Consider the following 14,538-nt stretch of genomic DNA (forward strand, 5'->3'; position numbering starts at 1 on the left):
GGACTTAGGCAACCGCTTTAACCCTGAAAATGAAGAGAATTAAGTCTTGATATTATTGGTTAAAAAAACGTGAATCTGCTGCATAAAATCTTCTATTTCTGCAATTAATTGATCTATTTGACTATATTCTTGTTGGTGATTTAGTTGTTCTATTTTTTCTGCGGCTATCTGAATAGTTTTTGCTCCAATATTGCCACTAGAACCTTTAAAATGATGAGCTTCTCTGCCAATTTTATGGAAATCATGGGAGAGAACTGCGGTTTTGATTATTTCTAGATGAGATACACTATCTTCAACAAATAATTGTAATAACTCCAATTCAAATTGTGTATCATTGCTCGACAATTGATGTAAATATTCCCAGTCAATAGCTAAGTCAAACAAATCATTATTTTTTTCAGCAACTGTTGGATTATAAATACCAACATCATTTGTAGTGAGTATTCTTCCACTCCAGTACTCTAAAATATTGGCCAACTTTTCTTTGACTACAGGCTTACTCAGATAACCATTCATCCCTGCATTAAGACAGTTTTGTTCGTCTTCTTTCATAGCATTAGCAGTCATGGCAATGATTACAGGTTGACGATGACGGGGAAAATGACTATCTGACCAATTACGAATTGCTCTTGTTGTTTGTAAACCATCGAGAACTGGCATTTGACAGTCCATCAAAATCAAATCATAAGGAACTGTTTCTAATAGATGTAAAACTTCTTCTCCATTGCTGACAGTATCAGCCGTATAACCCAGAGTTTGAAGTTGCTTGAGGGCGACTTTTTGATTAACTACATTATCCTCTGCTAACAGGACTCGTATGTTTTCTTTAGTAGAGTTAGTAGTTTGTGTAAATTGCTGATCAAGAGAGAGTTTTTCTGATGTTAAGCTGATTTGATGATCATCTAACTCTGATTTGGCTACCAAAATATTCATAATGGTATCAAATAGACGGGATGGCTTGACTGGTTTGACTAGATAACCAGCAAATCCTATTTTTAGAGCTTTTTGGACTTCATCGCGTTGATTGGTAGAAGTCAACATAATTAAAGGAACATGAGCGATCGCATCATTGGCTTTAATTTGTACGCCTAAAGTCAAGCCATCTACAGTCGGCATTTGCATATCAACCAAAGCAATATCATAGGGTTTACCCTCTGCTGCTGCTGCTTGTAAAGCCTGGAAAGCAACTTCAGCACTAGCGGCTTCATCTACTTGCATTCCCCAACGAGTAGCCTGATGGTAAACAATTTTGCGATTTGTAGCATTATCATCTACCACTAACAAGCGTCTATTAGTGAGAATTTCTGGCTCATTAACTGGGCAAGCAAAATAAAGTTGTTTGGCAAAAGATAGATCAAAACAAAATTTAGATCCTTGCCCAATCTCACTTGTAACTCCAATTTCTCCTCCCATCAAATTGACTAACTGCCGACAAATAGCTAATCCCAAACCTGTGCCACCATATTGACGGGTAATTGAAGCATCGACTTGGCTAAATGCTTGAAACAGCTTGCGTTGATCTTCAGAAGTAATGCCAATACCTGTATCTATAATCGAAAATTTGATGGTAGCTGTAGTTGCAGTTTCTGATAGCAGTTCTACTTGCACTACTACCTCTCCTTCACTAGTGAATTTAATTGCATTGCTGATTAAATTCATTAAAATTTGTCTTAAGCGGCTGGCATCTCCTTGGAGATAGATAGGAACTTTACGACGAACTAAAGCCCCAATTTCCAAGCCTTTATGGTGAGCTTGGGGAGCCAATAAATCTAATACTTCTTCAATACAGGAGGATAAATCAAAATCTAGATGTTCTAGTTCCATCTCCCCAGCTTCAAGTTTAGAGAGATCCAAAATTTCGTTAATTAGAGATAAAAGAGCATCTCCACTAATACGAATTGTTTCGACAAAATCTTGTTGCTCTCGATTGAGGGGAGTTTCTAACAACAAGCCTGTCATTCCCAAAACGGCATTCATGGGAGTACGAATTTCATGGCTCATGTTGGCCAAAAAAGCACTTTTGGCCAGAGATGCTAACTCGGCTTGGTGTCGTGCTAATTCGAGTTCTTGTCGTTGCTGGGTTTCTGCTTCTAGTAATTGAGCTTGAGTTAAAGCAATACCGATTTGGTCAGATAAGGACTTGAGAAGTTCAATTTCCCAGGGATTCCAATCACGGGTTTGGGTACACTGATGAGCAATTAGTAAACCCCAAAGTTGCTTTTTGCAGAACAGGGGAATCACAAGGTTAGCTTTAACGTGAAACCTTTGCAATAGTTGGATATGACAAGGCTGGATGTTAGCTTGCTCTATATCATTAATGATACCTATCCATCCTTGACGATATTTCTGGATGTACTTTTCTGCAAAACAAGGGTCAAGAATGTTTTCTCCCATAACAACAGGGATACCAGGAATCAATGCTTCTTTTTTGGCAGTTAAAGATCCATCTGCCAGCAACTCTAGAATCAGTACCCGATCAGCTTGCAGCAGCTTCTGTACCTCTGTGACACTGGTTTGCAGGATTTCGTCGATTTGTAAAGAATGGCGAATTTTCAGGGTGACATCGGTTAAAAGTAGCGATCGCTGATTTTGACGTTCAATCTCCTCTGCGGCCTGTTTACGCTCTATAAACTGTCCTACCTGATTACCAATCGACATCATAGTTTTCAGCAGATTTGGATCTGGTTGGTGAGTTTTCTTATTAAAGAAACTCATGACCCCAAAAGTCTTATTTTCACCACAGATAGGAAACCCAAAAGCCGCGTGTAGTCCTATTTTTTTGGCTGTAATTCCTCTTAAAAAGTTAGATTCTTTGGTAACATCAATCATCCATATAGGTTGAAAATCTGCCCATGCTTGACCAGGTAAACCCTCTCCTATACGAAAAGAGATTGCCCTAGTTATGTCTTCAAATTCTTGTAGTTCAGGAACTTCTCCATACCAAACCTCCAAGCATCGCAGCACATTATCTTGCTGATCAATTAGCCAAAGCTCACCCCAATCCCAGTCCAAACTCTGACAAATTCCCTGTAATATGCGGTGAGTAGCTTCTTTAATAGTGATAGATTGTGCTAAAGCATTACTGGCAGCATATTGTGCCTCTAAATATTTTTGATCTCGTTTCTTTTCGGTAATATCAACACCAGTGCAAATTACATATTCAATATTTCCTTCCATATCCTGGAGGGAAGTGTTAGTCCATGTAATCAATCGCAAGCTCTTATCTTTCGTTATCCAGTAACTTTCGCATTCTTTAAAATTTTGATTAAATTGTAAATCTTGAAAACATGATTTAATAGCTTCTATTTCTTCAGGAAGTATAAAAACATCCCAGATATACCTACCTCTAACTTCATCAAATGAGTAACCGCTCAGTTGTTTACAAGCTTGATTAAAACGCACAATTCGCCCTTGTAAATCGAGAACTATAACCAAAGCACTGGCTGTATCTAAGACGGCTGAGATAAAATTACGCTCTAGTTTGAGGATGTTTTCAGTTTGTTTTCGTCTAATAAATTCTCGATAAATCAGGTAATAGACTATAGATAGAACTATAAAACACAAACAGAGAGCGATCGCAACTATCAAAATTCTATTTTTTGCACTGCTCTTTGCTGCTGCGATTTTTTGTTTAAGCAGTACCTCTTCTTCTTTCTCCATCTCATTGATCACCTTGCGGATATTATCCATAAGATCTTTGCCCTTATTTGTCAGGATTACTTGCAATGCTGCTGCAAATCCTTTTTCTTGTCGCAAGTCGATAGTCTGCTTGATTAATGCTAGTTTGGCTAATGTTAGCTTTTCAATAATTAAAATATGCTGCCGTTGATTTTGTTGATTGATGGTTAAGTATTTTATAGAGTTTATTTCTTGATTAATCGTATTAACTGCTTTTTGATATCGTTCTAAGTAAGACTTATTTCCTGTCAAAATATAACCATGCGCTCCAGTTTCAATATCCTGGATTAAAGATAATATTTTTTCTTGCTTATTGATTCTTTCTTGAATTTCGGTGACTTGATTACTAGTTGTAATAAAAAACTTTGTATTTTGATAATAAACTCCGGCAATTATCACTAAAATTGCTGATGCTAATCCAAATCCTGCCGAAACCCTTTTGAAAACTTGAATATGTATTTTATTTGATTGTTTGCGTTCCTGTCCGGCAAGTACCAAACTAGCTAAATTGCGTCGCATTTCTAGTTGTTGGATGACTTGACGACCTAAAACTCTTAATGCTTCTACTTGTTCATCCGTTAGTTTTCGTGGTATGCGATCAATTACGCAGAGAGTTCCCAGTCCATGACCCTGAGCATTTATTAAAGGTACACCTGCATAAAAACGAATACTTGGATCATCTACAACTAAGGGGTTAGTTGCAAATCTTTCGTCCTTTGTTGCATCAGGAATAATAAAGACATCATTTTCAAGAATTGCATGAGCGCAAAACGCAAGATCACGAGATGTTTCTAAGGCATCCAAACCGACTTTAGATTTAAACCATTGGCGATTTTGATCAATTAAGCTAACTAAGGAAATAGGCGTTTCACAAATATATGAAGCTAGACGAGTAATATCGTCAAAAACCTGTTCTGGCGGGGTGTCTAAAATCTTATACTCTAAAAGTGCTGCTATTCTCTGTGTTTCATCATCAGGTAATGGTGCTTTCATAATTGGACTTTAATTAACTACTGTTAAATTTTATGGTTTCAGTAATATTTGCTATTATTACCGAAAAAAAAGCAGCGGGCAAAAAATATATTTTCTCCTCCACCGCTTTCTCTGATAGTAATAGGATTTACGCAAAATGTGCTTGAAGATCTTATTCTTTCGTAGGGGTAATTCATGAATTACTTCTACGAAAGATTCTGTTTTGCGTAAGTCCTGAGTAAGTAAATTTATGTAGGAATCCGGTTTGACTATTGAAAATATACGTAGGGCTTGCTGTGAAGCCCTGCGGGCATAGCTTCGCTTACCGCGTAGCCTGCCGTTAGGCATAAAAGTCTTTCCGTTAGGGCTAGAAGTCAGGAGTTCGGAGTTCGGAGTTCGGAGTTCGGAGTCAGGAGTCAGGAGTTCGGGGTTCGGAGTTCGGAGTCAGGAGTCAGGAGTCAGGAGTCAGGAGTCAGGAGGAAGAATTAGAAGAAGAGAAGAATAGTCTTAAATGAGGTACAAAATCTAAGTTGAAACCTATACACAAAGCCAGTACAGAGCGATGAGTAACGAGTAATGAGTAAGAAGGAGAGTCAAGCACTCGGTACTCGGTACTTGGTACTCACAACTCTTCTGACTCCTGAATTCTGCTGTATGTCTAATTCCGTCTCATCTATCGACGCACAACCACCACAGTCCCTGTGGAAGCCCAATTGTATAATTTTCGTGCTTGGCTAACTGGCAAATTAACGCAACCATGACTCATAGGAGTGCCAAAATTGTTATGCCAGTAAGCACCATGAATGGCATAGCCTTGATGAAAATACATAGCGTAAGGAACATCGGGAATATCGTAACCTCTACCACGCATCCGATGAACACGATATTTAGAATTAATCTGAAACCTACCAACTGGTGTAGGGGTGCGGCGTTTACCAGTAGAAATTCGGAATGAATAAACCAGTGTTTTACCATCCCATGCCCGTAATCTTTGCTCAGACAAATCAATTTCAATTCGGCGAGATAGGGATATTTGCTTAGTTTTAGATACAGTAGTGCTTTGATTTACTGTAGTTGCATTAGCCGCTGTCATTTTGGGGTCACTGGTTGGTGAAGACCAAGAGAACAAAGTCACCAACATCAACGCTAAACCTGTACAAAAAGTTCCAGAGGAACGTATTAAAGCACTGCGAATCCAGCTTGGCATAATCCAATTACCTTTGAAGATTTACTGTTATCAGTTTGTGCAGGATTTATCAGGATTTACGCCAAATTCAAGGAAACAGAGATTGTCAATCATGTTTCCTCCCCTTTTTCCATTTTACCTATCCTGGGTCGCAAAGCACTGTTTAATTGTTCTGATTTCCTGTGATTTAGAGACTGGGACGGTGGGAGGAGAATCACCAATCACCATTCCCAATCCCTAATCCTCTATTTTTTTATAACGACTGGTGTCCCCACATCAGCCCATTCAAATACCCATTTAGCATGATTGGGTGCAAGATTTACACAGCCATGACTGACGGGTGTACCAAATCTGTTGTGCCAATATGCTCCGTGAATAGCATAACCGCCTTGATAATACATGGTATGGGGGACGTTGGGAACGTTATACCCTCTACCTTGCATCCGCGTTTTTTTTAACTTGGTTTGAATTTTAAAAGTCCCAATGCGAGTGGGTGTAGATCGTTTCCCCGAAGAAATGGTGATTGCATACACGGGTTTGTTACCTTCCCAAGCAATTAAATTTTGCTTTGAGAGGTCAATTTGAATCCAGCGTTGATCAGATTGTTTTAGTGTTTCAATAGCTGTAGCAATTTTATTATTAGGGGAATTTGCCCAAACTTGACCCGATACCGGAGTTAAAATACTACCAGAGACGAATGCACCTGCAAGTAATATTTTTAAAGGACGCATCCAGTCAGGATCAATAAGGTTCTTCATGGTAAACACACTCCTCTTCGCTAATTCGTAATTGGTAACGGGTAATTGGTAAACTTGCTCCTGTTCCCTGTCACTTAACTACTAATTTAACGTCAGTATGAGCTTTTTTGCTTGAAGTGCGATCGCACTCCAATTTGCCTCTAATACCCATTCTTTGGGGAATAATTCGCCACTTAAGCCTACAGCTACTGCTCCAACTTGTAAGAAATCTTTAGCATTTGCTAACGTGACACCACCAGTAGGAATTAAGGGAATATGCCCAAGTGGTGCTTGTAAACTTTGAATATAGCTGGTTCCCCCCACTGATTGCACAGGGAATACTTTGACACAACTTGCGCCCTGATGCCAAGCAGTAATAATTTCTGTGGGTGTAAGTGCGCCAGGAATAATCGGTACATCTTTAGCGACTGCGGCTTTGATCATTTCTGGGTCAGTATGGGGACTAAAGAGGAATTGCGCCCCAGCTGCGATCGCATCTTGCAACTGCTGGACATTAAACAGCGTCCCTGTACCAATCATACAGCCGGGTAATTCGGTGCGGAGTAGAGAAATTAAATCAGCAGCGCGATCGCTATTCCAAGTAATTTCGATCAGCCGCATACCTCCAGCAGCCACAGCAGCAGCCATTTTTGCACCCAAATCCATTTTCGGAGCGCGAATTACTGCGATCGCTCGATGTTCCTGTAACTGTGATAACCAAACTTGATTCGACATTTTTACTGTGACTTGTAACCAAGAGGAGCTAAAATCCCCTCTACCAGGGTGACATAGGAACAGCAATTTAGATTTAAGCTTGCCTATTAAATTCAACTATGCCATACTTAATCAATACATCTAAAACTCTATCGAATTACCGTAGATTTAAAAATGGCGATGGCACAGCAGAACACACCAATCAATCTTCACAATTTCCAAAAAGTCAATTTATTCCGTCTGTGGAAACTTAGTAAATCGCAACTACAGCGGCTTTTATGGCATTCTCACGCCTACGGAACAGTTTTTAGTATCCTGATTCTTAGCTTAGGAAGTTTGATATTTCTGACAACTCATTGGACTTACCGCAAATTATTTTCCACCCATCGCATTGTGGAAACAAATAAATGGGACTTGAACAGCAGCAATTAATTCGTAATTCGTAATTCGTAATTCTTAATGTAAGTTATTGAACCGAAATGTAGTATGAATTTGGGTTAAACTCACCATGAACAGTAATGAGTAAAGCCTCAATTAAAGCCTGAGCTTTGAGGATAATTTCCGCAAATTCTGCTTCTGGTGCCGATAAAGCCACAATTCCACCTCCCACCCCAATAGAAGTTTCATCAGGAGTTAATATCGCAGTCCGAATTACAACATTCAAATCTGCTGCACCATTCACAGCTAAAAACCCAATTGCACCAGAATAAACCCCCCGTGCCTCATTTTCCAACTTATCAATAATCTGCATTGTTCTAATTTTTGGCGCACCCGTCATTGAACCACCAGGAAAGGCCATGCGAATACAGTCAGTTGCTCCCAGATCTGGACGTAAACAACCGCGTATAGTTGAAACCATTTGATGCACAGTTGCATAGGTTTCCACATCCATTAATTTCGGAACATGAATACTACCAACTTCGCAAACACGACCTAAATCATTGCGTAACAAATCCACAATCATCAAATTTTCAGAACGGTCTTTTTCACTATTCTGCAAATTTTCCCGCAAAATAAAATCTTCTTCCAGAGTTCTGCCCCTTCTTGAAGTTCCCTTAATCGGTTTAGTTTCTACCCAACCTTGAGCATCAATTCTTAAAAATCGTTCTGGAGAAGAACAAGCAATAGCCAGATCACCAAAACGGAGAAAAGCTGAATAAGGTGCAGGATTTATTTTGCGTAAAGTGCGATAAAATGCCAATGGTTCAGGAATTATATTTGTAGACAATTTATTTGTTAAACAAACTTGATAACTTTCCCCCTCGTGAATTTCCTGTAAACAATTTTCAATATCATTTATATAAGTTTGATAAGAACGACTTAATTTAAAAATTACAGGTTCTTTCAATTGCGATAAAATAGGCAATAAAGGTAGAAGTTGATTAAGTTGTTTTTCAATTTCATTAAACCAAATTCCTGCCAAATGCAATTGATCATTTTTTCCCAAAAATAAAAGATAGACTTTTTTTTCTTGATGATCAAATACAATTATCTGGTCAGCCAGGATAAACACCGCATCAGGCAGTTCTGAAGAATGCATTAATTCAGAACCACATTCCCCTTTAAGTTCATAACCGAAGTAACCAACAAAACCACAGTTGAAATCAAAAGGTAAATCATCAGAATTGCAGTATCTTTGCTCAAGTTCTCGTTTTAGATAATCAAATATACTTTCTGTCCGGCGTGTAACTTTACCTGATTGGATAATAGTAATTTCTTGAGTTTGGGTACGATACTCAACGAATAAGCTATTTTCTCCATTACTACTTCCCATAAAAGAAAAGCGTGAAAGACCAGAATTTACATCACTACTATCAAGCCAAAAAGCATTTTTTTCTTGACTAAAAAAATGAAAAAATACCTGTTCTGTATCAGGATAAATATCTAGCTTTTTACTGTAAACTGTAAACTCCAGTTTTGATTTTTGTGGAGAATAGGTAGTAGAAAAGGACGAAAATAGTTTTGGCTTTGATTCTTGATTATAAAATTTTAAAGTTATTTCCTTAAAATTATTCAGTAATTTTTTACCATATTCAGTACAGATTGATTCTGGATGAAATTGTACACCCCAAAATGGTAAATGACAATGGCGTAAAGCCATTACTAATCCTTCTTTAGTCCAAGCTACTTTTTCTAAACAGTTTGGTAAATTTTCAGCAAGAATTAATGAATGGTAACGGACAACTGCAAAAGGATTAGGGATTCCTGTAAATAAATCAGAGTCATTATGATAAATTTTACTTAATCTTCCATGTCTAACTTCCGGTGCATGAATAACCTGACCACCATATAAATAACCGAGTCCTTGATGACCGAGACAAACACCAAGTAGAGGAATATTTATATTTTGGATTATTTGTGGACAAATCCCAAAATCTTTAGCTTTTTCTGGACGGCCTGGTCCCGGAGAAATGACTACATTATCAAATTTTAATTGTGTAATTTCTTCCCAATTCAGTTGATTATTATAAACTACAATAGGCAATTCTCCATTTACTTCGGCAATGATTTGAAATAAATTAAATGTATAGGAATCATAGTTATCAATAATCAGTGTTCGCACTTCAATTTTTCCCTTTGGGTTTTAAATTAATAAATAGGGTTTGCTGAAAAAGTTATCTGTGTTCGCGCAGCGTGACGTAAGTCATGGGCTAGGAGTCAGAATTCAGGAGTCAGGAGTCAGGAGGAAGAATTAGAAGAAGAGAAGAATAGTCTTGAATCTCTTCAAGTGATAGGTAAATGAACAGTTTCAACGCTTATTCCTTGCACCTGATTCACCTTTTTAACCTTCAAACTCTTGATATATCTAAGTTTTAGCTTTATTAAGCAAGCCCTAAATATTTCGGTTCTTCAGTACCTAAGATGTAAAATCTAGGCAAAAAATACCAGAAACTTTAATTTGTATAAGAAATGATGCAGAATTTTTAACATTATTGCAAAGTATTGTCTCTTTTCCCTGTTCCCTCTAATCGACTTGGTAATTTAGCATAATAAGTACCGTAGAGCCAATATTTCTCAAAATCAGCGAACTGGCAGATTACAAGTATCGACAATCATAGTTTCAATCAAGCCAATTTTAGATCTAAGTAATAATTGGCAAGCTAATAACAAATTCAGTCCCTTCATCTAGTTTAGAATTCACAACCACTGAACCGTTATGTTTTTCTACCACAATGGACTGAGCAATTGCCAAACCTAAACCTGTACCTTTACCGATACTTTTTGTGGTAAATAAATGGTCAAATATTTTTTCTTTGACTTCTTCACTCATTCCCTGAGCATTATCAGTAATTGATATTTTTACTTGGTTATCTTCTACTGATGTTTTAACTATAATTTTGTTGTGCTTTGCCTTAATATCTTCAATAGTTAACCTGCTATTTGCTTCTTCTAAAGCATCAATGGCATTTGCCAGAATATTCATAAATACTTGATTTAATTGACCAGGAAAGCATTCAATTTTAGGTATCTTGCCGTATTCTGTAAATACCTCTATTGCTGGACGTTTTTCGTTGGCTTTGAGACGGTGCTTGAGAATTAAAATTGTGCTGTCGATACCTTCATGCAAATTAAAAGGTTGTTTATAGTCTCGATCTGCCCTAGAGAAAGTTCTTAAGCTATTACTAATATTTTCAATGCGATCGCAAGCTACTATCATGGAGTCAATCATTTTGGATATGTCTTCTGTGCAGTAATCCAGATCTATGTCTTCGGCATGGTTAATAATTTCTTGGCTGGGACTTGGTAAGCTTTCTTGATAAAGCTTTAAGTGTTCGATAATATCGCCAACATTTGATTTTGCTTGTTTGAGGGTAGCGGAAATAAACCCCAGAGGATTATTCATTTCGTGAGCTATCCCGGCAACCAAATTACCCAATGCAGACATTTTTTCGCTTTGAATCATTTGCAATTGGGTATTTTGTAGCTGCTGTAGAGATTTGCTCAATTCAGCAGTACGTTCTTCTACCTGTTGTTCTAAAGTCCGCGTCAGATGGGATAGCTTCAGATGTAGTTTTAATCTGGCAATAACTTCTGCTTGTTGAAATGGTTTGGTAACATAATCAACTGCACCAATTTCTAATCCTTTGACTTTATCTGTAGAATCAGACAATGCTGTCATAAAAATAACTGGAATATTCCGAGTAATTGAATTAGCTTTTAACCTCCGACAAGTTTCAAAGCCATCAATTCCAGGCATCATGACATCGAGAATAATTAAATCTGGGTGTGCGTATTCTGCTTGTTCGATTGCTGACTCTCCATCACTTGCCATCAGTGCTTTCCAGCCATATCCCTGAATTGCTTCTGATAGTACTTTGAGATTATTCGGGTTATCATCTACTAAAAGAATATACATTGGTTGGGAGAGAAGATTGTCACTCATTTTACTGTTTCCTCAGCTACAAAAGATTTAATTAATTTACGGATTTTTGCAGTTTGAAAACTGTCAGTAAGTTTAGTTAACTCAGTAGCAAAGGAAACTAGCTGGTTGTTTTGGTCTACTTGGGTTTTTAATGTTTCTTCTATTCCCGATATATCCCCCATCATTGCTAAGTGATATAGTTCCTGCAAAACCTCTTGAGATGGCAATATTAATTCACCATTAGGAGGAGTCTGTTTTGTTTTCTGTAGAGATTGTTGGCTAGATTCTGCATAAATCCAATCAACTTTGAGCAGCGATTGCAAGGCATTAAGCAGTTGATCTCTCTGGAGGGGTTTCGGTATAAACGCAGCTGCACCTGCCTGTAAGCTTTGCTGGCGATTTGATTCAAAGACGTTAGCACTGGAAACAATAATGGGAATATTATGGTTTGGCAGATTTTCTTGTAGGTGAACTATGAACTCAAGACCATTCATGTTGGGCATAGCTATATCAAGCAAAATCATATCAGGTTGGCTGTCGCTAACTAATTGCAAACCTTGTTTTCCATCGCTGGCTTCTTGAATGCGACAGCCAATTTCTTGTAGCAAGCTAGTTAATATTAAACGATGGTTTGCATCATCATCAATAATGAGAATTTGAGGTGCGTTACCTTGAATGCCAATAATTTTTTCGTGGTTTGATGTGTTTCTTCCTAAATGCCAATCCTGTTCCAGGGATACTGGAACTGTTGTATCTAGCCAAAAAATACTGCCTTCACCTGGACTGCTTTGTACTTGAATTTGGCTGCCAATCAATCCGGCAATTTTTTGGCTGATGGTCAATCCCAAACCAGTACCTTCAGAACGCTGCCCCATATTACCTACTTGCTCAAAAGGCAAAAAGATTTTTTCGAGCTGGTTAGGTGACATCCCGACTCCTGTATCTTCTACTTGGAAGCGAATTTTTGCAGTTGGGGATTGAGCAGATTCAAGGTTGGTTTCTAGTAGCTCGACTTTAAAGGTGACACTACCGCTATCTGTAAATTTAATGGCATTGCCCAGCAAATTTATTAATACTTGTCGCAATCGCTTTTCATCTGTTTCAATGGTAGATGGTAAGCGATCGCTAATTAAAATATTAAAGCTAATTCCTTTCTGCTCGGCTCGAATCCCACAAATTTCTGTAACTCCATGTAGAAAACTTGACAAATCTAGGCTATTGGTCACTAATTCGAGTTTGCGAGCTTCAATCTTCGACAAGTCGAGAATATCATTAATTAACATCAACAGATGGGAACCACATTGGTGAATAATGTTGATTCCGTCGAGGTTTTCCTTGGTTAAGTTGGGCGATTGGGTTAATACCTGGGCAAAACCTAAAATACCATTAAGCGGGGTGCGTAGCTCATGGCTCATATTGGCCAGGAACTCACTTTTGGCATGGTTGGCGGCATCAGCAGCTTGCTTTGCTTCCAAAAGTTCGTGAGTTCGTTCTTCGACTTTTGTTTCTAAGGTTTTGGAATAATCTAATAGCTGAGTATTAGCAATTTCTAGTTGGTGATTTGTTTGTTCTAACTTTTGCTGTTTATAGGCATTGGTTGTTGCAACTACACTGCCGATGAACGCCGCTAAAGCAGGTGTGACTGGAATTAGCAGTCCAAGTAAAAATATTCCGTAACCACTTGCCATCAATGTTGTGCTGATAACTACAGTTGCCCACAGAATTTTACCCCCTGGAATCCATTTTCCTGTACGCGCACTAGCTAACCACCAACTACCTGTAGAACCAATTACAGTCCACAGAATAATCCAGAATGAGAAAACATTACCAGTGACACCGTGGAGGGTGGTTTTTCCTGTTTTTGCCCCTCGCACCAGTTGGAGAGCAATATTAGCGTGAACAACGACACCAGGAGTTGGTTTTTGGGCAGAAATCAAGGTAGAACTGAAGGGCGTGCTAAAGAAATCATTGGTACTAGTGGCAGTTGATCCAATAAATACCATGCGATCGCGCATCAAGTTGGCTGGAATTTTTCCGGCTAACACATCACGCATGGCAACCGTCCGAAATGCTGTTTCTGAACCATGCCATTTGAGCAGGATTTGATAACCCCCGATATCGGCATCACCATAGCCTGCTTCTTGATTACTAAGTGGTTCGTAAATTGCCTTACCCAATTGAAATTTCTGCCGCTGTTCGTCAATTGATTCTAAGGTGATCTTTTCAACTTCCAGGTACTTGAGGGCAACAAGGGTTCCTAGTCCAGCTTTGATTTTGCCATCGTCTTTTTCATCTTTAGCTGTGAGGAGGGCGCGACGCACATGGCGATCGCTATCTAGAACCGAATCAGCTAATCCCACTTGGTCATTTTTTTTTAGTTCCGGCGGGGGGTTGACACGCTCACCAATGATTTTTTCCACTCCTATCAAATTAGGAGTAGTCCGAAAAATTTGCACTAGTTGCTCATATCCCTTTCCCTCTGGCAAATCTCGATACAAATCTAACCCGATTGCACGGGGTTGTTGTGACCGGATTTTTGCGAGCAATTCTGCCAGCGCCCAATCTGGAACAGGCCATTTACCTACAGCTTGAATATCGCGTTCATCTATTGTAATGATTACTATCTCATCAGCCATGTTCTCCGGGGGTGCTAGACGCATCCATTCATCGCGAAGTTTCCACTCAGGTAAATTGAAAAGTCCCAAGGATTGCCCAATCAGTACTGTTAGGGCAATACTAGGAGTAATAATCAAAACGCTGCGAGTGTTTTGGATGAAAGTTTTGAATTTGCGCCACATAATTACGCTACACGCTGAAATAATATTGATGATAGTCGCCGTCGGCGTAGTGGATGCTCTGATCGCCTGTGGAGATATTATCAGGAGATT

At 38.6% G+C, this 14,538-nt stretch carries 8 protein-coding genes; 1 reads left to right on the forward strand and 7 read right to left on the reverse strand.

Annotation, left to right across the window (positions count from 1 at the left end; translation table 11 throughout):
- Nucleotides 1-39: 39 nt before the first annotated feature.
- The 4 genes from AC012T_RS00635 to AC012T_RS00650 form a co-directional block, all read right to left on the reverse strand.
- Complete coding sequence (locus tag AC012T_RS00635) at nucleotides 40-4,671, reverse strand: GAF domain-containing protein (protein ID WP_487062354.1); 4,632 nt, start codon at nucleotides 4,669-4,671, stop codon at nucleotides 40-42.
- A gap of 652 nt (nucleotides 4,672-5,323) precedes the next feature.
- A complete protein-coding gene (locus AC012T_RS00640) occupies nucleotides 5,324-5,857 on the reverse strand; it encodes a L,D-transpeptidase (RefSeq protein WP_487062356.1) in 534 nt (177 codons plus the stop codon).
- Between the two features lie 224 nt (nucleotides 5,858-6,081).
- On the reverse strand, nucleotides 6,082-6,594 hold the full coding sequence (locus AC012T_RS00645) for a L,D-transpeptidase (RefSeq protein ID WP_487062358.1): 513 nt from the start codon (nucleotides 6,592-6,594) through the stop codon (nucleotides 6,082-6,084).
- A gap of 81 nt (nucleotides 6,595-6,675) precedes the next feature.
- Nucleotides 6,676-7,308 (reverse strand): bifunctional 4-hydroxy-2-oxoglutarate aldolase/2-dehydro-3-deoxy-phosphogluconate aldolase, encoded by a 633-nt coding sequence (locus AC012T_RS00650; RefSeq protein ID WP_487062360.1) that lies wholly within the window; start codon nucleotides 7,306-7,308, stop codon nucleotides 6,676-6,678.
- Between the two features lie 159 nt (nucleotides 7,309-7,467).
- Here AC012T_RS00650 and AC012T_RS00655 point away from each other — a divergent pair, with 159 nt between their 5' ends.
- Nucleotides 7,468-7,719, forward strand: a complete 252-nt coding sequence (locus AC012T_RS00655; RefSeq protein WP_487062362.1) for a hypothetical protein — start codon at nucleotides 7,468-7,470, stop codon at nucleotides 7,717-7,719.
- Between the two features lie 34 nt (nucleotides 7,720-7,753).
- On the opposite strand, the gene pabB is transcribed toward AC012T_RS00655, so the two are convergent.
- From pabB to AC012T_RS00670, 3 genes are all read right to left on the reverse strand, one after another.
- The gene (gene pabB, locus AC012T_RS00660) at nucleotides 7,754-9,850 is read right to left on the reverse strand and encodes an aminodeoxychorismate synthase component I (protein ID WP_487062364.1); all 2,097 of its coding nucleotides are present in this window, start codon (nucleotides 9,848-9,850) and stop codon (nucleotides 7,754-7,756) included.
- Nucleotides 9,851-10,369: 519 nt separating this feature from the next.
- Entirely contained in the window at nucleotides 10,370-11,671 is a 1,302-nt protein-coding gene (locus AC012T_RS00665; RefSeq protein ID WP_487062366.1) for a hybrid sensor histidine kinase/response regulator, read from the reverse strand.
- A complete protein-coding gene (locus AC012T_RS00670) occupies nucleotides 11,668-14,448 on the reverse strand; it encodes a CHASE2 domain-containing protein (RefSeq protein WP_487062368.1) in 2,781 nt (926 codons plus the stop codon). The genes AC012T_RS00665 and AC012T_RS00670 overlap by 4 nt, the downstream gene beginning before the upstream one ends.
- Between the last annotated feature and the right edge of the window lie 90 nt (nucleotides 14,449-14,538).

Source organism: Anabaena sp. EIM26 (genome assembly GCF_057568715.1).

What these genes read in the sequence shown, in the direction of transcription:
- AC012T_RS00635 (WP_487062354.1), bottom strand. Translation starts at nt 4,671, where the DNA reads ATGAAAGCACCATTACCTGATGATGAAACACAGAGAATAGCAGCACTT.
- AC012T_RS00640 (WP_487062356.1), bottom strand. Translation starts at nt 5,857, where the DNA reads ATGCCAAGCTGGATTCGCAGTGCTTTAATACGTTCCTCTGGAACTTTT.
- AC012T_RS00645 (WP_487062358.1), bottom strand. Translation starts at nt 6,594, where the DNA reads ATGAAGAACCTTATTGATCCTGACTGGATGCGTCCTTTAAAAATATTA.
- AC012T_RS00650 (WP_487062360.1), bottom strand. Translation starts at nt 7,308, where the DNA reads ATGTCGAATCAAGTTTGGTTATCACAGTTACAGGAACATCGAGCGATC.
- AC012T_RS00655 (WP_487062362.1), top strand. Translation starts at nt 7,468, where the DNA reads ATGGCACAGCAGAACACACCAATCAATCTTCACAATTTCCAAAAAGTC.
- AC012T_RS00665 (WP_487062366.1), bottom strand. Translation starts at nt 11,671, where the DNA reads ATGAGTGACAATCTTCTCTCCCAACCAATGTATATTCTTTTAGTAGAT.
- AC012T_RS00670 (WP_487062368.1), bottom strand. Translation starts at nt 14,448, where the DNA reads ATGTGGCGCAAATTCAAAACTTTCATCCAAAACACTCGCAGCGTTTTG.